This is a genomic window from Peribacillus sp. NPDC097264 (assembly GCF_050277925.1).
Taxonomy (GTDB): domain Bacteria; phylum Bacillota; class Bacilli; order Bacillales; family DSM-1321; genus Peribacillus.
On sequence record NZ_JBNNSR010000007.1, the window covers coordinates 222,179 to 243,122 of the forward strand.

22 protein-coding genes are annotated in these 20,944 nt (G+C 41.3%); 9 read left to right on the forward strand and 13 right to left on the reverse strand.

The genetic code is table 11. The features are described 5' to 3' along the window. Positions 1 to 198: 198 nt before the first annotated feature. The 4 genes from ACQKL0_RS13350 to ACQKL0_RS13365 form a co-directional block, all read right to left on the reverse strand. Positions 199 to 1,080 carry a radical SAM/SPASM domain-containing protein gene (locus tag ACQKL0_RS13350; RefSeq protein WP_402867542.1) on the reverse strand — a complete coding sequence of 294 codons (882 nt, stop codon included), beginning with the start codon at positions 1,078 to 1,080 and terminating at the stop codon, positions 199 to 201. Between the two features lie 155 nt (positions 1,081 to 1,235). Next, positions 1,236 to 2,027 (reverse strand): phosphotransferase, encoded by a 792-nt coding sequence (locus ACQKL0_RS13355; protein ID WP_427688047.1) that lies wholly within the window; start codon positions 2,025 to 2,027, stop codon positions 1,236 to 1,238. 160 nt (positions 2,028 to 2,187) lie between these two features. Continuing rightward, on the reverse strand, positions 2,188 to 2,508 hold the full coding sequence (locus ACQKL0_RS13360) for a DUF3889 domain-containing protein (RefSeq protein ID WP_427688049.1): 321 nt from the start codon (positions 2,506 to 2,508) through the stop codon (positions 2,188 to 2,190). A 50-nt stretch (positions 2,509 to 2,558) separates the two neighbouring features. Next, a complete protein-coding gene (locus ACQKL0_RS13365; RefSeq protein ID WP_427688051.1) occupies positions 2,559 to 3,527 on the reverse strand; it encodes a M14 family zinc carboxypeptidase in 969 nt (322 codons plus the stop codon). Positions 3,528 to 3,659: 132 nt separating this feature from the next. Between ACQKL0_RS13365 and ACQKL0_RS13370 the strand changes: the two genes are divergently transcribed. Beyond that, positions 3,660 to 3,908 (forward strand): YhdB family protein, encoded by a 249-nt coding sequence (locus ACQKL0_RS13370; protein WP_402867538.1) that lies wholly within the window; start codon positions 3,660 to 3,662, stop codon positions 3,906 to 3,908. Positions 3,909 to 4,026: 118 nt separating this feature from the next. Here the strand turns inward: ACQKL0_RS13370 and ACQKL0_RS13375 are convergent, their stop codons facing one another. The 3 genes from ACQKL0_RS13375 to ACQKL0_RS13385 form a co-directional block, all read right to left on the reverse strand. Then, positions 4,027 to 4,554, reverse strand: coding sequence for an NADPH-dependent FMN reductase (locus tag ACQKL0_RS13375; protein ID WP_402990656.1), 528 nt, complete (start codon positions 4,552 to 4,554; stop codon positions 4,027 to 4,029). Positions 4,555 to 4,736: 182 nt separating this feature from the next. Continuing rightward, a complete protein-coding gene (locus ACQKL0_RS13380) occupies positions 4,737 to 6,467 on the reverse strand; it encodes a phospho-sugar mutase (RefSeq protein ID WP_427688053.1) in 1,731 nt (576 codons plus the stop codon). Positions 6,468 to 6,612: 145 nt separating this feature from the next. Then, positions 6,613 to 8,160, reverse strand: a complete 1,548-nt coding sequence (locus ACQKL0_RS13385; RefSeq protein WP_402867535.1) for a GNAT family N-acetyltransferase — start codon at positions 8,158 to 8,160, stop codon at positions 6,613 to 6,615. Between the two features lie 199 nt (positions 8,161 to 8,359). Between ACQKL0_RS13385 and ACQKL0_RS13390 the strand changes: the two genes are divergently transcribed. Then, the gene (locus ACQKL0_RS13390; RefSeq protein ID WP_427688055.1) at positions 8,360 to 8,797 is read left to right on the forward strand and encodes a disulfide oxidoreductase; all 438 of its coding nucleotides are present in this window, start codon (positions 8,360 to 8,362) and stop codon (positions 8,795 to 8,797) included. Further along, positions 8,797 to 9,267, forward strand: a complete 471-nt coding sequence (locus tag ACQKL0_RS13395) for a thioredoxin family protein (RefSeq protein ID WP_407408519.1) — start codon at positions 8,797 to 8,799, stop codon at positions 9,265 to 9,267. Before ACQKL0_RS13390 ends, ACQKL0_RS13395 begins: the two co-directional genes overlap by 1 nt. A gap of 57 nt (positions 9,268 to 9,324) precedes the next feature. Here the strand turns inward: ACQKL0_RS13395 and ACQKL0_RS13400 are convergent, their stop codons facing one another. Then, entirely contained in the window at positions 9,325 to 9,747 is a 423-nt protein-coding gene (locus tag ACQKL0_RS13400; protein WP_402955303.1) for a DUF5365 family protein, read from the reverse strand. Positions 9,748 to 9,974: 227 nt separating this feature from the next. Between ACQKL0_RS13400 and ACQKL0_RS13405 the strand changes: the two genes are divergently transcribed. Then, positions 9,975 to 10,880, forward strand: a complete 906-nt coding sequence (locus ACQKL0_RS13405; protein ID WP_427688058.1) for an RluA family pseudouridine synthase — start codon at positions 9,975 to 9,977, stop codon at positions 10,878 to 10,880. Between the two features lie 47 nt (positions 10,881 to 10,927). On the opposite strand, the gene ACQKL0_RS13410 is transcribed toward ACQKL0_RS13405, so the two are convergent. The 5 genes from ACQKL0_RS13410 to ACQKL0_RS13430 form a co-directional block, all read right to left on the reverse strand. After that, positions 10,928 to 11,590 (reverse strand): methionine ABC transporter permease, encoded by a 663-nt coding sequence (locus ACQKL0_RS13410; RefSeq protein ID WP_427688118.1) that lies wholly within the window; start codon positions 11,588 to 11,590, stop codon positions 10,928 to 10,930. Beyond that, on the reverse strand, positions 11,590 to 12,630 hold the full coding sequence (locus ACQKL0_RS13415) for a methionine ABC transporter ATP-binding protein (RefSeq protein ID WP_402955297.1): 1,041 nt from the start codon (positions 12,628 to 12,630) through the stop codon (positions 11,590 to 11,592). The genes ACQKL0_RS13410 and ACQKL0_RS13415 overlap by 1 nt, the downstream gene beginning before the upstream one ends. 76 nt (positions 12,631 to 12,706) lie before the next feature. Further along, positions 12,707 to 13,522 carry a MetQ/NlpA family ABC transporter substrate-binding protein gene (locus ACQKL0_RS13420; protein ID WP_427688060.1) on the reverse strand — a complete coding sequence of 272 codons (816 nt, stop codon included), beginning with the start codon at positions 13,520 to 13,522 and terminating at the stop codon, positions 12,707 to 12,709. A gap of 250 nt (positions 13,523 to 13,772) precedes the next feature. Beyond that, a complete protein-coding gene (locus tag ACQKL0_RS13425) occupies positions 13,773 to 14,027 on the reverse strand; it encodes a GlsB/YeaQ/YmgE family stress response membrane protein (protein WP_402867528.1) in 255 nt (84 codons plus the stop codon). Between the two features lie 454 nt (positions 14,028 to 14,481). Continuing rightward, a complete protein-coding gene (locus ACQKL0_RS13430) occupies positions 14,482 to 15,264 on the reverse strand; it encodes an aldo/keto reductase (protein WP_402956022.1) in 783 nt (260 codons plus the stop codon). A 447-nt stretch (positions 15,265 to 15,711) separates the two neighbouring features. On the opposite strand from ACQKL0_RS13430, the gene ACQKL0_RS13435 reads away from it, so the two are divergent. The 5 genes from ACQKL0_RS13435 to ACQKL0_RS13455 all read left to right on the forward strand — a co-directional run bounded on the left by ACQKL0_RS13435 (position 15,712) and on the right by ACQKL0_RS13455 (position 20,850). After that, entirely contained in the window at positions 15,712 to 16,710 is a 999-nt protein-coding gene (locus tag ACQKL0_RS13435) for an inorganic phosphate transporter (RefSeq protein WP_402867527.1), read from the forward strand. Between the two features lie 243 nt (positions 16,711 to 16,953). Beyond that, on the forward strand, positions 16,954 to 17,574 hold the full coding sequence (locus ACQKL0_RS13440; RefSeq protein WP_402868506.1) for a DUF47 domain-containing protein: 621 nt from the start codon (positions 16,954 to 16,956) through the stop codon (positions 17,572 to 17,574). A 15-nt stretch (positions 17,575 to 17,589) separates the two neighbouring features. Continuing rightward, a complete protein-coding gene (locus ACQKL0_RS13445; RefSeq protein ID WP_402867526.1) occupies positions 17,590 to 18,588 on the forward strand; it encodes an inorganic phosphate transporter in 999 nt (332 codons plus the stop codon). A gap of 134 nt (positions 18,589 to 18,722) precedes the next feature. Continuing rightward, a complete protein-coding gene (locus ACQKL0_RS13450) occupies positions 18,723 to 19,976 on the forward strand; it encodes a PucR family transcriptional regulator (protein ID WP_402955291.1) in 1,254 nt (417 codons plus the stop codon). A 49-nt stretch (positions 19,977 to 20,025) separates the two neighbouring features. Continuing rightward, positions 20,026 to 20,850, forward strand: coding sequence for an EcsC family protein (locus ACQKL0_RS13455; RefSeq protein ID WP_402867524.1), 825 nt, complete (start codon positions 20,026 to 20,028; stop codon positions 20,848 to 20,850). The last annotated feature ends 94 nt before the right edge of the window (positions 20,851 to 20,944 follow it).

Here is a 20,944-nt window from a genome sequence, read left to right on the forward strand (position 1 = left end):
AAAATCCTTCCCTTCAGTAACAAAAATGAATCGTATACTTTTTTTAAATAGATTCGAAGTTCTAACTTCACTGATAATAGAGAACATTCTAACACCCACCTTTCGATAAATCAATAATATTCTGAATATTTTAATAAAATAATCAAAATGAATTCGAAAAAACCCACGAAGAGTATCTCCGTGGGTTACATCTATCTTTTATTTTTTGTGGCGCTTTGCGTAGCCACATCGTTTACAGAGTTCTTCAACGGCGCATCTTCTCGAGAAGCCATCATACATATTCTTCGCCCGTTCGCCATCCAGGATTTCTTCTAGGGATGAATCGAATATATTCCCAAGTGGTATCTTTCCTTCACTATCCAAGCAACAAGGAACCACCGTACCATCCACCAAGATTCCTAGTTGATCTCTCAATGCATAGCAGAAAATATTTTCATCAATGATATCGCGGTCAAGTTCCGGCCACTCGAATTTTTCCGCCATATTGATATAAACCCGATCCTTCAGTTTGATATTATTCTTTTCCTGAAGGGCTTCACTTAAACGAATGTCTAGTGAAAGCTTCTCTTCCAACATCGAAAGAATATCATCATTCAACCCATTACTCGCTTTAAGTTCATCTGAATCCATATTCCATAGTCGTATGGCACAGATCACTTCACTCGTTGCATTTGCCTCATTAATGAAATCCGTTATATTACTTACGTAACTTTCCAGGCTATTGCTCGTATCGTTCGCTTCAAAACTATGAAGGGAAATATTCACCTGACGAAGCGCTTTTTTGGACAGAAGCTTATCCTTCACCTTTTGAATCAGTGTGCCGTTTGTCGTAATATTCACTTTCAAATCATTCTCGGCGCTAATATCCAGGAACGTGCCCAAATCTTTATTCAAAAATGGTTCACCCATTAGATGGAAATATATATGGTCCGTATGTGGTTTTATCTTTTCAATCACGTGCGTAAAACCTTCTGGATTCATAAATTTCAATGTCCTCTGCAAGCTAGAACTCGGACAAAAATTACACTTCAGATTACATATGTTCGTTATTTCGACATATACTTTTTTAAACTTTCTCATTATAATTCCCCTAAAATCTTGCTGTATTTAATCTGTTATTAACTATACTTGTTCCTTCCTTATAAATGCAATGGAAAAATGGATTTCCGAACAAAATGAAGGGAACTTCCTCGTTAAGAAGTTCCCTTCAATCTTCTATTAAGCTTCTTTTATGTTTACGTCCATTCCTTCCTATGCTCAGAAATGAATGTCATTTCGTTTCGGTAATGTTCAAGATGACCTTGCTCCACCATCTTTTGAAAGGCAAGATCACCTTCACTTGCTCTTCTTGTGATTGTCTTACATAATCCTTCTAATCGTAACAGGATCATCTCGATATAATTCTCCGCAATTCCTTCACCGTAAGCATCAAAAAATGATCTAACCCTGTTTTTTATGCGGGAAGCATCGTGAACGGAATGATAATGGACCGTCTCACCCGTCTCAGTAAGATACAATCTGCTTAATGGAACACAAGTGTAAAGCGTATACGCGATGTCCCAAAGTCGTGGTCCAGGTCCAGCCACGTCAAAATCAATAATGCCAATCGGCCGTTCATTTTGAAAAATGATGTTGTAAAAGGCAAAGTCATTATGGCATAACACCTCCGCTTGCTGTGGGGTATTATCGATTGCTTGCCAATGATCATCCAATGTAAAGTCGCTTACAGCATCATGATAAAGACGGAGCATCTTCGCGATTTCCCGTAAGACATCTTCTGACCACATGTATGTTTGTAGAGGATAATTCCCCGCTTCTCCTTCAATGAAAGATAGAATTTCTCTGCCCTTATCATCGATACCAAGGAATTTAGGGGCATATTCGTAACCTTTTCCCTCCAGGTGCTTTAATAACGCATGAATCCTTTGGCCATTTGGCTTCATTTCCCGTCTGACGGTATCACCTGCACGATATACTTTCGAAACGTTCCCACCTGTTAACTCTTCCTCATTGGAAAGATCGGGCATAGATACACCTCCACTGATCATGCAACTATTCACAGGAAAACTATGTTAATTCTAGTGTATCATAGGTCAGAACCAAAACAATCTAGATATGGATGCAGATGCAACTACGGACATAGAAAAAAGCACCTTCGATAAAAAGAAGGTGCTGATTCCTTTGCATTCATTTTCTTTTCTGTTCCATGACCTTCAAGCTCAGAAGCTTTTTATTCTCCAGATCATGCTGGACGGTAACGATGACGTTGAATTCCTTGCCATTTTCCACCACTATGAATACAAAGTCGTCTTCCACTTGTTTATTGCCTAACTTTTTACGTCCTTTATATTGATAGTCGGTCACATCGTCTCCAGGATAATCGGCCTGAACGACAGTGATGGCAATCTTCCCGTATTTCTCGTAATCCGGGGTTGCAGCAAGTGGTGCACTTGGAGCCATTTGCGTTAGTATCATGAGCCCCATGACCAGCATCAGAAGTTTTTTCATCCCTTTACCTCCCACCATTCTCACTTGTTAGTCTTATTATGTATAACATCTCAATAGTTATTCAATCGATTCGCTTCTTGGACAAGCATCATCCCCACTTGACGGTTCCGGTCCCATTCTTCGGGAAATACGGACAAGGGTGGATTCGTTTCCTCCACTAAATAACTAAGTTCAATGGTCAGCGCCGGCCGCTCGAATTCGGTAATGAACCAATCCGTAAATCCACTGCCTATTGCTTCCTTTTCCGGGATGGTCAGTTCATAACCGGTTAGCTCTGCCGTTTTCTTCGCTATGCCGTAATCCCTTGCCATGTTCTTAGGTTTATTGTGATAGTGCCAAAATATTTCCCGTCCAGACGTATGGTAGGAAACAGCAATAAGGGGGTCGAGCTTCTTCGTGAAGGACACAAGTGCTTTTGCCTCCGATGCCATCAGTGGACGTTTTCCTTTATAAAACTGATACGTGGGTTGTTTCGCTTCATTGATTATGTCATCCCAACCACTTGGATATTGCCTGTTTAAATCGATGCCATTCGCATTGGCTTTCCACCGGGACCACTCTGTGCTATAGTCGTTCATTTTCCAGACCGCCACTCGCTCCCATACATTTAAGTGAGAGAAATCACCCTGCTGGATCCTGACCCCGTCAGGATTTAACATCGGGATGAACCAGATGCTGACCTCATCCAATAAGTCCGAGGGGATATCACCGATTGGCTCACCTGTTTGATAGGCGGAGGCATAATTTTGTAGCATCTTCATCAGAATCATCGTACTAAGCCATTCCCGTCCATGATGGGCACCGACCATTAAAATCGACTTCTGCCCCCTACCAAGTTTAACGGCCTTTATCGGTTTTCCTTTTTCAGTTTCACCGATTGTTACCGTTTTTAGTTGATACTTTTTTTCCATTTCCAGAAGATCTTTTTCCATTGTTTCAGGTGAATATAGCTGTTCAGAGAATGCGTATGAAGGATAAAGCAGAAAACAGATCCACCAAAGCAAAATGATTTTTTTCATGAACTCACCTTTGATTATTATTCAGGTAAAAAACAACAAACGCGGTTTTTCTATATCACCACTTATTGTAAGGAGAGCTTCTGCCCATTCTGTACAAAATACAAATAGCTCCTTAGTAAGGAGGAGAATGATATGAGGATAGCGGATTATGATCAGGCGTTGTTTCACACACACCGATCGGATTGGGACAGCCTTTTAGTTTTGATGGTACGAACGAAAGATCACATTCTTTCGAAGAAAATTGAGCATTTTTTACACGCATATCGGTTTGAGCATGATTACCAAATCGTTCAATCTCAGCTGTATGCCCTATTTCGTTATCTCGATCATGCTGCTGAACAGACGAGTGAATATGAATATGTAACGGAAGTTCAACAATAGTTTGTACAAAATGGGAAATATTATGCAAGTTGCTTATCAGGGATTAAACTATGGCTGGTGAAACCCTAATGGAAACAAGGAAGGGGTCAGGTATTTTCATACCTGACCCCTTTTTCCATTATTTCTTTATTGTCGCATATGCACTTGCATACATTTTCAATTCATCCATCAAAGCGTCGACAAGCAATGCGGATTCTTCATTCAATCCGTCATTTTCGTAATCGAAGCAGTGCGGATCAAGTACTAGTTGTTTTGGAATCACGTTCGCATAAAGGCTGCGGCCTACCGTTCTCACGGAATTCAACGCGTTGATTCCACCTTTACCTCCGCCTGAAACGGCAAGAAGCGCGACTGGTTTATGTGTGAATTGATCGCTGCTTAGGAAATCCAACGCATTTTTCAAAGCACCACTCATAGAACCGTGATATTCCGGCGTCGTTAAAATGACACCATCCGCTTCTTCGATGCTTGTGCGAAGATCTTGAATCACTTTCAATTGGTATTGCTCGCCTTCCCCGGTATATAAAGGGATGTCACTATTGCTTAAATCGATTAATTCTGCTCCGTATTGTTTAGATATGAAGCGTGAAGCAATCCCTGTACGTCCTTGTTTACGTGGTGAACCATTAATGATGACTAATTTCATGGATATTCCCCTCCTTGGTAAGTTTGAAATGATAGGTCTGAAATATATTTCATCAAAATATCCCATTATCCTCAATCAGTATACCAAAGTCCATGCGTAATTTCCTTGAATTTGAGACATTCCATTTCTATCCTATTTCGGAACAAAGAGCGAAGAACTTGCCTTCGCTCTCCCTTTATTTATTACACCAAAGCTTCTATTTCACTCATGAAATCGTTAATGACGGCGGAAAGCTTATCTTCCGATTCCTGCAGGGAACTTCCTTGGACCCCGAAATAGAATTTAATTTTCGGTTCGGTACCTGAAGGACGGAGGCATACCCACGTTCCATCATCGAGGAAATATTTTAAAACGTTGGATGTCGGAAGTTCAATCACTTCCTCAACAGTCGTTCTCAAATCGTACTTTTTACCGTTCTGATAATCTTCGGCGATGACTACGGGGATACCCCCGATTTGAATAGGTGGGTTTTGCCTGAATCGATCCAATATTCCTTGGATCTGTTTTGCCCCTTCCATTCCTTTTAGAGTTAATGAACGTAGCCCTTCCAAATAGAATCCGTATTTTTCAAAGACATTCATCAAGCCTTGGTAAAGGGTCAAGCCCTGCTTTTTGTAATAAGCACATACTTCAACAGCAAGAACCGCTGCTTGGATGGCATCTTTATCACGGGCGAAATCCTTGATTAGATAGCCATAACTTTCTTCATACCCGAACACGAAGCTATGTGCCCCGGTTTTCTGATACTCATTTATTTTCTCGGCAATGAACTTGAATCCGGTCAGAACATCCACCGTCTCCAACCCGTAGGACTTTGCAATCGTCCTCCCGATTTCCGAAGTCACAATTGTTTTCAAGACCACTCCATTCTGAGGAATCGTCCCTTTTTCCTTTTGCTGACTCAATAAGTAATCCAAGAACAAGGCTCCCGTTTGATTACCAGTTAAAACGACATATTGATTCGCTTCGTTTTTCACGGCAATCCCTAACCGGTCGGCATCAGGGTCCGTTGCAATCAATAGATCGGCTTCCACCTGATTGCCAAGTTCGATGGCCATTTCAAATGCGGCTGGCTCCTCAGGATTAGGAGATTTCACCGTCGAAAAGTCCGGATCGGGCAATTCCTGTTCCTTGACGACATGGACATTGTGATACCCCAGGTCCTTAAGTGCGCGCCTAACCGATTTATTGGCTGTCCCATGAAGAGGGGTGAAGACAAGTGACACATCCATTTCTTCGGCTAAATGCGGATTCTCAGGAACCGTCAACAGCTGTCGATTATAAGCGATATCCAACTCTTCCCCAATGATCTCGATAAGCCCCTTCTCTTTTAACGCTTCCACTTCTTTAATTTGTATATCAAGTTCACTTTCAATGGCATTCACGTACTGAATGACCTGGTCCGCGGCTATTGGAGGCAACTGTGCACCATCCGGTCCGTAAACTTTGTATCCGTTATATTCAGGAGGGTTATGGCTTGCTGTAATCACGATTCCAGCAAAGGCATTCAGCTCCCGGACGGCAAACGATAATTCAGGCGTTGGTCGCAGCTCATCGAATAAGTAGGCTTTCACACCGAAAGTCGCCAATGTTTTAGCCGCTTCCAGTGCGAATTCCGGTGACTTGTGCCTCGAATCATAGGCGATGACCGTCCCTCTACTTTTTGCCTCTTCCCCGAATGATGAAATATATTGTGCCAGTCCCACCGTTGCCTTTCGAACCGTATATAGGTTCATCCGGTTCGTTCCAGCTCCAATTTCCCCACGCATGCCACCTGTCCCAAAATCCAAGTTCTTATAAAAGGCATCTTCGAGTTTTGCTTCATCCCGTTGCATTTCCTCGAGCAGGACACGTAATTCCCCATTTAAATTCTGGTAACCTGCCCAAGCGGTGTAGAAAGATTTCCATTCCATCTCCAACATCTCCTCTCAACGCCCATATTTTGAATTTTATGTATTAACCCTATTATAAAATTAACATATTTTTCCCCATAAATGAAGTAAAGGCTCGTGACGAAAAAGCAACTGTTGCTTTTTCGTCACGAGCACATGTAAATCCTTATTTATCTCCTTTTTGGTATTGCAATTTGTAAATGTCATGGCGACGATCTTTTAATTGTCTTACCGTACCGGATTGACGCTCCCGTCGTAAGATTTCCAGATCAACATCGCCGATAAGCACCATCTCAAGGTTAGGGCTCGTTTCCCCTACGATACCATCACGGGCAAACTCGAAGTCTGAAGGGGCAAAAATTCCAGACTGTGCATATTGGATATCCATGTTTTCCGTTTGTGGCAAGTTCCCGACAGTTCCGGAGATGACTGTGTAGACCTGATTCTCCACAGCACGTGCCTGGGCACAATAGCGAACCCTCAGATAACCTTGTCGGTCTTCCGTACAGAAAGGTGTGAAAATGATCTTGGCACCCATATCTGTCGCTATACGAGCAAGTTCCGGGAATTCGATGTCATAACAAATTTGAATCGCGATCTTTCCGCAATCCGTATCAAAGACACGTACGCGGTCTCCCGCATTAATCCCCCACCACTTTCTTTCATTTGGTGTAATATGGATTTTATATTGTTTCTCAATGGTTCCGTCGCGACGGAACAAGTAGGCAATATTATAAATATTGTCATCTTCCTCTTTAACGAAATGAGAACCACCGATGATATTGACGTTATATCTTACTGCAAGCTTCGTGAACAATTCAATGTACTGCTCCGTGAATTCCGAAAGCTTCCTGACTGCCAGACTTGGAGACCGTTCATTTAAGAACGACATCAACTGGGTTGTGAACAGCTCTGGGAATACAGCGAAATCAGCATTGGCGTCGGACGCTACATCCGTGAAATACTCCACTTGGTTCGCGAAATCTTCAAATGATTCGATACGACGGAGCATGTATTGCACGACGCATATCCGAACAGGTTCGGACGTCTTGTAATAACGCTTCGATTTCGGTTGGTAATCCCAATTATTCCATTCCATGAGTGTCGCGTATTTATTGGAAGCCAGATCATCAGGCAAATAGTTGGGATTGATCCTCATAAGGGTGAACCCATTTAAAAGCTGGAACGATAAGACTGGATCATATATTTTATGCAGTTGCACTTCCTTGACATATTCTCTCGGTAGCAATTCATCCGCATACTTATGGTAGTTTGGAATTCTGCCGCCGATAATGATACTTTTCAGGTTCATTTGTGCAGCTAGTTCTTTTCTTGAATCATATAGTCGTTGTCCTATTTTCATCCTGCGGAATTTTGGATGAACCATGACTTCAATTCCATATAGATTATAACCGTCTGGATTGTGATTCGTGATGTAGCCATTATCCGTTACATCATCCCAAGTATGGCGATCATCATATTCGTCAAAATTGATAATGAGGCTTGAACAAGAACCAATCACTCTGCCATCGTACTCAGCTACGAATTGGCCCTCCGGAAAGATTTCCAAATGGCTCTCGAGCTGATCTCGTTTCCATGGATCCATCCCTGGAAAACAAGACGCTTGCATAGCAATGATTTCGTCTATGTCCCCTAGCTTCATATTTCGTATTTCCATGATTTTCTCAAATTTATGCAGGTCTAAATTAGGCATTTTTCTCAGGCTCCTTTATTCTCTTCATCGAAGATTATACCCCTAATTTTAAAAATATAACACTTGAAACTCCTAATTCCCTTGTTATGTACCTGGAAAAAACCCCGTCTGAAGCATATTTTAAGAACATATATTTTACAGACGCCATCGATACAGACTATACTTTTATTAAAGAAAAAGAAGGTGGAGTAGGGAAGCGATGAACAAGACAAAAGACAGTAAAGAAAACTGGCTATTTATTGCATGGGCTGCTTCCATCATTGCCATGTTTGGAAGCTTATATTTTTCTGAAATTAAGCAATACGAACCTTGTACACTTTGCTGGTATCAACGGATCGTCATGTATCCTTTTACAGTCATTTTAGGTATAGCCATCATTCGTAAGGACCATTGGATCAGCTTTTATACCATGATATTGTCCGGTATCGGTGCACTCATTTCAACCTATCACTATTTGATTCAAAAGGTTTCATTCTTTTCCGACCATTCCCTTGCGTGCGGAAGGGTCCCATGTACAGGTCAATATATTAACTGGTTTGGATTTATTACGATCCCTGCCTTAGCTCTCGTTGCATTCATCATTATATTCCTATGCAGCTACATCGTATGGACAAGATCCAAGGAGGCTTCAGCTTAATGAAAAAGATTGCGATATTCTTAGTAATAATCGTCGCCCTATTTATCGTATTGGGCGTTGTGACAAATATGAAAAAAGAAGAAAAGGCAAAGGGCAATCCTTACGGAAAAGATAGTCTTAAATCCGCCACCGTCGATCAATTGGATGATCCCAATTATCAAAATCTGATTCTCCCCGCTGAGTTAGAGAATGACCTGCAGGAAAAAGAAGCAGTGACGGTTTACTATTATAGCCCTACATGCGTGCATTGCCAAAAAACCACCCCAGTCGTCGCACCCCTGGCCGAAGAGATGGGCATTGACCTTGTTCAATACAATTTATTGGAATTCGAGCAAGGATGGAGCGATTATGGGATAAAGAGCACGCCGACCATTATCCATTATGTTGACGGAAAAGAAAAAGCCCGGTTAGTTGGCTACCATGAAAAGTCAGACTTTAAAGAATGGTTCGAGGAAAACGACATCAATTAATAAAAAGAACCGGCTATAACGGGAACAGTCCGTTATAGCCGGTTCTTTTTATTTGCCTTATACTAAGTATGAATTCGCCACTTGAACATTGTACATGGGCAAACCTTCCATTCCCACATGTTCGCTCATTCGGTTAAAATGATTAGAATCAAAGGGGAAGAATATCCCGCATTCATTCAAAAGTGTAATGTTACGCTTGAACAATTCATCTGATTTACGTTCAATTGCCTTTGTATTCACCTTCTCCTCCTTGTCCAAAATGGTTAGGAGGACTTGAAGGCATGTCATCACCTGATACGCTTCCCTCAGTGTACCATTGTAGGTGAAACGGCCCTTATTAGGCTGTAAAACGCCTATTTCTTTAAAATGAAGGATTTCATCTTTTGTGAAGTAACTCGGAAATACAGATTCGTAGAAACGTTCAACAAGATCAGCAATTTCTTGCTCTTGTTCTTCCGTTGATGGAGAGACAACCTTCACAACAAAACCACCTTTTTCAAATACTTTGGTCCTATCTTTGTTTGTTTAATCTTAGAGGTTCATCCTTTTTTTAATAGAATAACATAAAAACTGTAAAAATAATGTGGTAATTTAACCCACCGACTCATTTTCAATAGGTCTAATGATTCTTTTTTCACAGTTCATTGTAATTATTATATATTTTTTTCTTAAAAATACAATCTAATCCAACGAAAGTAGGAATAAATTTGAAACATTTCACAGTAAAAAACGATGAATTATTCATCACTGTACATAAACAATTGGATGGTTTTACATTAGAAGGTCTTTTTAGAGACCATTGGAAGGCTCCAAAGAAACTTGTTCATGAATGGAGAATGAGTAAGGAAGTAAAAGTGAATGATGTCATCACTCCTTGGACAAGTAAAATTTCTGAAGGGGATACGATCCAGATTCCGTTGCTTCACGTTGATGATGATCGAGTACCCGCTACAGATTTGGGAATCACCATCTTATATGAAGATGATTTGTTATTGATTGCAAACAAACCGGCAGGAATGGATACCCACCCCTCTCATTCCGGTGATAGGAATTCGCTGATCAACGGGGTGGCCCACCACCTTCAGGTAACCGGCCAAACCTGCATGATAAAACATATTCATAGACTCGATAAAGATACCACCGGCGCCGTCCTTTTTGCTAAAGAGCGACTGACCGGCTCCATGCTCGATAGAATGCTTGAAGAACGGAACATCAAGAGAACCTATTATGCTTTAGTGGAAGGGATCCTTCAAAAAAACGCAGGAAAAATCGAAGAAAAGATTGGGCGGGACCGGCATCATGCGACGAGACGAAGAGTATCTCCATCCGGACAGACAGCCATCACTCATTATCAAGTCCTTGAACGGTACCCTAAAGAAAATCGGACACTTGTCAGCTGCACATTAGAAAGTGGCAGGACCCACCAAATCCGGGTGCACTTCAGCCACTTGAATCATCCATTGGCCGGGGATACTCTGTATGGCGGAAAGAGGTCCTTTCCACGTCAGGCCCTTCATGCCAGGAAAATGGAATTCATCCATCCTATCTCCGAAGAAAAAATCGCCATCGAAGCACCTTTCCTGGATAAGCCCAGTATCTTTGAAGCGTTATAAACCATACCAAAAAGCTGGCTCATCGTCTTTGAGCCAGCTTTTTTTGATTATGATCCTTTTTTTAATTTAGCAGCGGTCCAATTGCCAAAAGATTGGATTAGCTGAACGAGGCAGATCAATAGGAGGACCGTCAGGAACATGACCGGAAGATCCCATTGTTGGTACCCATACCGTAGTGCCAGATCACCAAGTCCTCCCGCTCCCACAGCCCCGGCCATTGCCGTTGCTCCGATCAACCCTATCGTTGCAATCGTCAAACAAAGGACGATCCCTGGTCTAGCTTCACGTAACATGATTCGAAAGATGATTTGTGTCCGTGTCGCTCCCATGGCCAAGTAGGCTTCAATGATGCCGCGGTCCACTTCGAGCAAGGCCGTTTCTATCAATCGTGCGATATACGGGGCGGTAAATACGATCAGTGGGACAATCGCGCCCTTAACGCCTATCGCCGTGCCTGCCACCCATTCAGTGAAAGGGATGATGGCCACAATCAATATGATAAACGGCACGGACCGGATGATGTTAACAAGTATATTCAATATAAGAAAGACCAGTTTATTCGGTGCTAGATGATCTTTTCTTGTTATCACCAATAACACCCCAAGTGGAATGCCTATGATGGTGGCCACGAAAAGAGTGATTCCAACCATCATTACTGTTTCGTACAGCGACTGTGTAAATAACGGCGACATCCCTACCAATCTCTCCATCATGACATCATCACCTCTGAATCCCGTTTTATTTCCACATGATGAACCGCCTGTTCGAGAAAATCGATGGCCTGTAAAATCGATTCTTCCTTACCTGAAATATGTAGCACCATCATCCCAAGTGGCATTCCTTTCACTGAAATCATCGAACCGCTTAGCACATTGGTGACCACGGAAAACCGTACGGCAAGAGAATGTAGCACAGGATTAAGTGCATCGTCTCCCCTGAATGAGATCCTGACCACTTTATAGGACGAACTTCCATGCTGCATTTTATTCAACAAGTCTTTTGGAACCGTATCATCGAAAACGGTTCGGATGAAGTTTTTCGTCGTCGGGGCTTGAGGTGTACTGAAAATATCATGAACTGACCCCTGTTCGATGATTTCCCCCTGCTCCATGACAGCCACCCGATCACAGATTTTTTTAATGACATCCATCTCATGGGTGATCAGCATGATCGTCAATCCCATTTTTTCATTAATATCAAGCAAAAGTTCAAGAATGGATTCCGTCGTTTGTGGATCTAACGCGGAGGTGGCCTCATCACATAAAAGAAGTTCGGGGTCCATCGCCAAGGCGCGAGCGATCCCCACCCTTTGTTTTTGTCCTCCTGACAGCTGGGCAGGATATTCCCCCGCTTTATCCTGCAAGCCCACTAACAAAAGCAAACCGTCCACCTTTTGCTTGATTTCTCGTTTGGACATCTTATTCATTCTTAAGATTTCTGCGACATTATCAAACACATTATAGGAATCCAGCAAATTAAAATGCTGAAAGATCATCCCGATTTTCTTTCGGGATGACCGCAATTCCCGTTCACTCAATTGCAGTAAATCGACTCCATTCACAATGACTTTTCCGCTAGTCGGCTTTTCCAGCAGATTGACCGTCCGAAGCAACGTGCTCTTTCCGGCTCCGCTAAAACCAATCACACCGAAAATCTCTCCCCTGTTCACGGAAAGGGATACACCCTTTAAGGCATGAATGCTTTTTTTTCCCTCTACATATGTTTTGTGTATATCAGTCAGCTGGATCATTCTAGCCCCCCTACTTATCCTTCATTTCCAGGTTTGGACCAGCAAAGAGCCTTCTTTACTGTGCCTTTCTCTCCTTTCATTCAAAAGGATGATCGACCGTTTTGAACACACCATCGTACTTTTCTTTAATGAATGCTTTCACTTCTTTGGAACTATATAATTCAGTTAATTTTTTATAGTCTTCATTATCTTTATTTTCTTCTGCGGTTGCCAAGTAAATCGGGAACTTGTCCCCTTGTTCGATATATAATGGATCTTCCTTCGGGTCGTATCCATTCTGGATTGCAAAATTACTAGGGATAATCGCAACGTCCAGGCTATTCATCGCTGGAGCAAGCATACCGCCTTCTAACTCCTTGAATTTCAATTTTTTTGGATTTTCTGCGATGTCCTGGATGGTTGCGTAGTTTTCAAGACCCGGCTTCAATTTAATTAAACCCGCTTCTTCATATAACAAAAGACCACGCCACAGATTAAGAGGATCATTCATGATTCCTAGAGTGGCCCCTTCAGGAATTTCCTCGACCGTTTTGTATTTTTTCGAATAAAAAGCCATATTCGTGGTGAAAACCTTCCCCACCGTTGCGATATTGGCTTTGTGATTCTCGTTATATTGTTCTAAATATGGTTTGGTTTGGAATACATTAACATCCAAGTCCCCATTTTCAAGGGCGCGGTTAGGCGTGACGAAATCATTGAATGGGACAATCTCCATTTTGATTCCCTCTTCCTTGGCCACCTCTTTCACCTTTTTGGCCACTTCTTCAAAAGGTCCCGCGGAAACGCCCACTTTAATCGTCTGTTCTTGAACTTTCTCTTCACTCCCGCAGCCTGCCACTAATAATAAGCCCGTGACTGCAAGCAGCATCCCCATCATTTTTTTTGATATCATCATTCTCCCCCCTATTTTTCAGTATACAATTATTATTATTTTAAAAACATCATAATTTTACATTCATCCTATATATTGATTGTTTATCCTTTTTATTAAGTAAATGACAATAATTTTTATATATTTAAATAGCAAATAATGCTTTCTTCTATATTAATTAACGGAAAGAAGGCAACCGCTAAAAGCGATTACCTTGAAATTCCCCAAAAAAAAATAAGCTGGCCGTTTAGGCCAGCTACATTTTCTTTATTTATGAAGCTTTTCTTGTTCCTCTTAAGATTAAGCTTAAGATGAAGACAAATACGATAGCACCGATTAATGCTGGAATGATAGCGAAATCTGCTACTGAAGGTCCCCAAGTTCCAAGAATTAATGAACCTAACCATGCACCAACAAAACCTGCAATGATGTTACCAACGATACCGAATGGTACGTCACGTCCGATAATCATACCTGCTAACCAACCGATAATACCACCGATAATTAATGACCATAAGAATCCCATAATATATTTCCTCCTTGAGTAAATGAATTTTATTCAACAGACTTGAAGAAATACTCATCACTTTCATTATTCGTGTCCGATCAACACCATAACCTTTACACTCAAAAGGTATAATGCCTGGTACGCATATCTTAATAATGCGAATGTTTTTGGTTATTTAAAAAGGTAATTGTCATTTTAAAATGAAGTTGATTGGACACCGCTTAATGTCTGTGTGTGTTTTCTTCTTGTTTGCTGTTGTACTAAGTATTTTCCCCTTATTCTAAATCTAAAACCTTATTTTATTTTAATTTTTTTGGAACCGAAAAAGAGATTATCGATGTAGAGAAAGGGGTATATACTATTTTTCATTTCGTCTTCCACTGTTAGTATAGACAGTTTCCATCTATAATATGTTAAAAAAAAGAGTGTCCAGAATTTCTCTGGGCACTCTTTTTAGGGTTCGTGAAACTGGTTAAAAAATCAGTTCATCCGGGTTGCTACCGAATCGTTCATTTTTATTCAAGGCGTCGATTTGGTTCATCTCATTAAGGCTCAATGAAAAGTCGAACACTTGAGCATTTTCTACGATACGCGAAGGTGTAATCGACTTTGGAATAACTACGATATCATGTTGTAGGTGCCATCTGATCAATACCTGTGCAGCGCTTTTCCCATGCTTTTTCGCAATATGGTTGATTGTAGGTTCATCGATTAAATGCCCGCGTCCAAGCGGACTCCACGCCTCTACCTTGATATCATGTTTTTTGCAGTAATCACGAATTTCGGTTTGAGTTAACAATGGATGTAATTCAATTTGATTGACGACAGGCTTAACCTCACTGTTTGCCAATAAGTTTTCCAGATGGTGAACATGGAAATTACTTACGCCGATCGCTTTCACTTTTCCATCATGATAAAGTTTCTCAAGTGCCTTCCATGTTTCCAGGTATTTATCCTGACCTGGCCAATGGATCAAATATAAGTCCAAATACTCCAAACCTAGACGTTCCATGCTATCCTCGAAAGCTTGAAGGGTCGTTTCATATCCTTGTTCCGTATTCCATACTTTCGACGTAATGAACAGTTCTTCACGTGGGATGCCACTTTCCCGAATCGCCTGCCCCACACCTTCTTCATTTTCGTAGATGGCGGCCGTATCGATTGCACGGTAACCTACCTCAATCGCCTTCTTGACTGATTCAACCGTTTCCTCACCGTTTTTCACCTTAAAGACACCGAAGCCCAGCTGCGGCATTTGCACTCCATTATGTAAAGTTATCTTCTCACCAACACTTGAAATCACGTGACATTCCCCCTTAGTTTTATTTTCCAATTATAGCATCAGATACCTTGCATTTCTAACCATTCACCTCGGAATTTTCAGCTTTCAATCCACCAAATCCTTTGGTAAACTATCCATTATTATTTAAAAAAAGAATGAATAGGTAATTTTTCATCGAATGAATAAAATATTTTGTAAAAAAATGACGAAACATCTATCCTTATAGATAAGAAATTCGTTACAATTGAATAGTTGGGCAAAAAAATGTTAAAAGTAGGTGCCACCTTTTCAAAAGAATAATCAATCGATATAACTCCCATTCTAAATAGTAGGAGTTTCAAGACTAATCTCTCGTCCACTTTGTATCCGCAAACTAGGTTTTATATTTACATACTTGAACATTAAGGGAGTCTTACATGCATGAGTAGTCTATTCATTTTAACAGCTGCAATTATCTTCTTTGCTTTAGTTTTTGACTTTATCAATGGGTTCCATGATACGGCCAATGCAATCGCTACTGCTGTTTCAACTAAGGCACTACAACCTCGGCACGCCATCATCATGGCTGCGATCATGAACTTATTGGGAGCATTGACCTTTACAGGGGTAGCCCAAACCATAACGAAGGACATTGTCGATCCATTTACCTTAAATAATGGTTCTTATGTCATTCTTGCTGCCCTACTATCTGCAATTATCTGGAATTTGGTCACCTGGTACGTTGGCATTCCAAGCAGTTCTTCCCATGCCATCATCGGATCCATTGCTGGAGCTGCCATAATATCAGGTGGTTTCGATTCCATCAAGTGGAGTGGGTTTTCTAAGATCGTCCAAGCCTTGATCTTATCTCCTATCATTGCATTTGCAGTCGGTTTTATCGTGTATAGCATCTTCAAGATCATCTTTAAAAATAATAACTTAGGCAAGACCAATAAACGTTTCCGGAGGATTCAAATTCTTACGGCTGCGATTCAATCCTATACACACGGAACAAATGATGCGCAAAAGTCGATGGGGATCATCACATTGGCTTTAATGGCTAATGGATTTGCTCATAGCTCCGACATCCCATTCTGGGTACAACTTTCCTGTGCGATTGCCATGGCCTTAGGTACTTCAATCGGCGGATGGAAAATCATCAAGACGGTCGGTGGGAAAATCATGAAGATCCGCCCGATAAACGGAGTGGCCGCTGATATGTCGGGTGCCGCCATCATCTTAGGGGCTACCTTCATTCATATGCCTGTAAGTACAACCCATGTCATCTCCTCTTCAATACTTGGTGTAGGCTCAGCTCACCGAATCAAAGGGGTAAAATGGACAACCGCCAAAAGCATGCTGGTGACATGGTTCATCACGTTACCAATTTCCGCAGGATTGGCTGCAACCATATACTATATTATTTCATTATTTTTATAATCCAACACTTGAACCTTTCCAATCCGGAAAGGTTTTTTTCTTCTCTTTTCTCTCTTCATCATTGTAGATATTCCCAAATTTCACTTTTCCTTTATCTTTTTGTAAAGTTTTATTAAGAGTTTGTAAATTTTCGTCGAAAAACCTTCCCTATTGCTAGATGAATTCGTTACAATCAAGTTGTTAATACTAAAGCGTACACATTTATACGTAAAATTACGCTTGACTAATTGGGAGGCATTAACCATGGCTTTTAAATCTAAAAAAGACAAATTTGCAGTGATGTTATTAAATATTGCTCAAAACATCAAAGAAAGTGCGGACTATTTCGCAGATTATAAGCTTAAAAATATCAGCGACTTAAAAGTTTTTTCAGATACGATGAAAGATTATGAGCACAAGGGCGATGAAATGGTTCACACCATCATTAAAGAATTAAACAACGCCTTCATTACTCCTATAGAGCGTGAAGATATTCTTGAATTAACCATGAGAATGGATGATGTCATAGACGGTTTGGAGCATTGTTCCGCTCTATTCGAAATGTATTCTATCGTTAATGCCGATGAGTACATGCTTAAATTCGTCGATGCCATTAAAGAATGCACCTATGAAATCGAAACAGCTGTCGATACGCTATCTACTAAAAAATTACCAATGATCCGTGAAAACGCGATTAAGATTAAAGAACTTGAATCTGTTTGTGATGGCATCCAACGCCAATCCATCAAAAACCTGTTTACGGTTGAGAAAGATCCAATCAGAATCATCCAATATAAAGAGATTTACGAGAGCCTTGAAGAAATTGCCGACAACTGTCAAGCCGTTGCCAATACACTTGAAACAATCATAATGAAAAACGCCTAAGGAGTACCCCAAAAAATGGATACTTTATTGATTTTAACGATTATCATTGTTTTCCTAGCACTTGCATTCGACTTCATCAATGGTTTCCATGATACAGCGAATGCCATTGCTACATCTGTTTCAACAAAAGCGTTAAAACCAAGGCATGCTATCATCTTAGCAGCTATCATGAATTTTGTTGGAGCCATGACTTTCACAGGCGTGGCGAAGACGATCACGAAGGATATTGTGGATCCGTTCACCCTCCCGAATGGTTCTTATGTAATCATGGCTGCTCTACTTTCGGCCATCATATGGAATCTTCTTACTTGGTATTACGGAATACCAAGTAGTTCCTCCCATGCATTGATAGGTTCGATTGCAGGTGCCGCAATTGCAGCAGCCGGATTCTCCTCCATTAAGTGGGAAGGGTTCTTGAAAATTCTCGAAGCGTTGATTTTCTCTCCTATCATCGCTTTCGTGATAGGGTATATCGTTTACAGCATCTTTAAAGTTGTTTTCAAAAACAACAACCTGACGAAAACGAATCAAAGGTTCCGTACGATCCAGATTGCTACCGCAGCCCTTCAATCGTATACACATGGAACGAATGATGCTCAAAAGGCGATGGGGATCATTACACTGGCCCTGATCGCCAATGGATATGCATCAAGCACGGATATCGCTTTATGGGTTCAATTCAGTTGTGCCTTGGCAATGGGTCTTGGAACATCGATCGGTGGATGGAAAATCATCAAGACCGTCGGTGGAAAGATCATGAAGATTCGCCCTATCAATGGGGTTGCCGCTGATTTAACGGGTGCCTTCATCATCTTCGGTGCCACTTTGATTCATATGCCAGTAAGTACGACTCATGTTATTTCATCTTCCATCCTAGGAGTCGGTGCATCCCACCGGGTTAAGGGTGTTAAATGGGGAACGGCAAAAAGAATGCTAATCACTTGGTTCATTACCTTGCCTATTTCTGCTACATTAGCAGGGTTGATTTACATGGTTATTAATTTCTTTTTCTAACGTTTCCAAAAACCTGCTGATTCAGCAGGTTTTTTCATTTTCTGGAATTCTTCTATCCTATCACTATGTTAAATAAGGATAATCGTTTAAAATTTGTATAAGAAGGAATTTTTTAAGCGAGGTGCCTTAGCAGTATGAAGGAATTTACGAAAAATAGAGATATTTTTAAAGACCTTTATGGGGATATGATGGAGTTTGCTGATAGAATCAGTTCCGTTTTAGGTTGTCCGATTACAATAGAAGACGGAAACCATCGTCTCCTTGCCTATAGTACCCATGATGATACAACAGACCAAGCCCGGATCATGACCATTATTGGCAGACGGGTACCCGAAAAAGTCATCAATAGCTTATGGAAAGACGGCATCATCCCTTCCTTGTTGAAAGATGGGATGCCGATAAAAATAGATGCCAGGCATGACGTCGGGCTTGGCAATCGGGCAGCGGTTTCCATCCGGAAAAACAATGAAGTCCTGGGCTTCATCTGGGCATTGGAAGTAAACGAACCTTTCTCCGAAGAGGATATGGAATTTCTCCACTTCTCTGCCAAGGAAGCCAAAAATCAACTACAACAACTGCAATTGAAAAAGAAAAGGAAAGAAGCGGGACACCAGGAGTTTCTTTGGCGCATGTTGACGGGACACTATCAGGAAGAATCGGAAATACTCGAGCATTTCACTAAGTTTTCCATCCATGTCCCAGTCGTCTTTTCCATATTGGTATTTGAATTCCCAAACGAAATCAACCGTGAAGTCGAACGTTTCATTTCCTATATGCTAACGACCACCCAAAAGATTCATAGTTTCCTTTTTGCCATAGACCAGAATAGGCTCATCCTTTTTACTGGATTCAATCAGGAGAATGAATCTGCCTTCTCCACTTATGAATTCATCCCTTACTTCATATTGGAAATGCAACGACGGTTTGGTGTGGAACATATCCTTGGAACATCCGGGAACATGTATAAAAACCTGACCGACGTGAAATCAAGTTATGAGGAAGCGCTATATACCCTGAAAATGAAGTCGATTTTTCCAAACGATATGAATCACATCCTGCATTATGAAGAGCTCGGCATGTTTCAAATGCTTGATGTCTTTGCAAACAACAAACAGCGAACGGTCCATCCTTCTGTTTTAAAGCTCAAAGCATACGATATGAAAAATCAGACCGAATTATTGCACACACTGACCATCTATCTCGAAAAAGACGGCAATCCCAATGAAGCTTCAAGGAGTCTCCATATCCATGTGAATACGTTGAACTACCGATTAAAACGGATAAGTGAAATCGGGAATATCCGCCTAAAGGACCCGATTCAAAAGATGTCCCTCTTTCTAGATATCAAGATTGAACAATATAAAGAATTTCTAAAAAAAGCACGATGAATCTTACATTACGGGTAAAGATAGGAAGACGGAAAGGAGAATGACCACCATGAATCTGGAACCAAGAGAAGAACTTGAGAAAGAATTGCAAATCATAAATAAGTGGGAAAAGGAACAGAAAGGTCTATGGTTTTGGGACCGGATCGGTCGCCTCCCCTTTAAGATACTCGACAAAGTGACCCCGTCCTTCATTCAAAAAAGGTTGGGTGCCCTGCTCGATGAAATAGGTAGCTACATACAAACAGGCGGCAAATACCTAACGAAGGAATCGGCCATCATCAGGAAGGTGGAGGTTCATAGCCCAAATTTGAACATCACTACCATTGAAGATATCTCCAGGGATGTGCCACTCCAAGTGATGGACAAAGTTGGTCAAGATATTAAAAAATCGGGTAGTCATTTAGCGACGGTCCAGGGGGCCAGTACAGGAATAGGCGGAGTTTTCACTTTAGCCATCGATATCCCCCTCCTCCTTGGCATGTCCATTAAAACCCTGCAAGACATGGCCGTAGCCTATGGTTACAATCCACGGGACAAGCAGGAACGGGTTTTCATCGTCAAATGCCTACAGTTCACTACATCTGATGTCGTCGGGAAAAAGACGCTTTTAAAGGAAATGGAGAACATGGTCCTTCCTGGGTCCGAATCTAAAAGAGAAATTGCTTCCGAGCTTCAAGGCTGGCGGGAAGTGGTCTATACATATCGCGATCAATTCGGTTGGAAGAAACTTTTGCAGATGGTTCCCGTCGCAGGCATCATCTTTGGTGCATTCACCAATCGTTCCATGATCTCCGATATGGCCGATACAGGCATGATGCTTTATAAGAAAAGAAGAATTATAGAACGAATGAAGGAAATCGGTTCCACTGATTAGTTCCATGTCAGATTTTCTTACGTACACCTTGGTTATCCAGGCTCGTATCCAATAGTTACCCATACCTTTTGACTCTGCCTTTGTGGAATTCCAC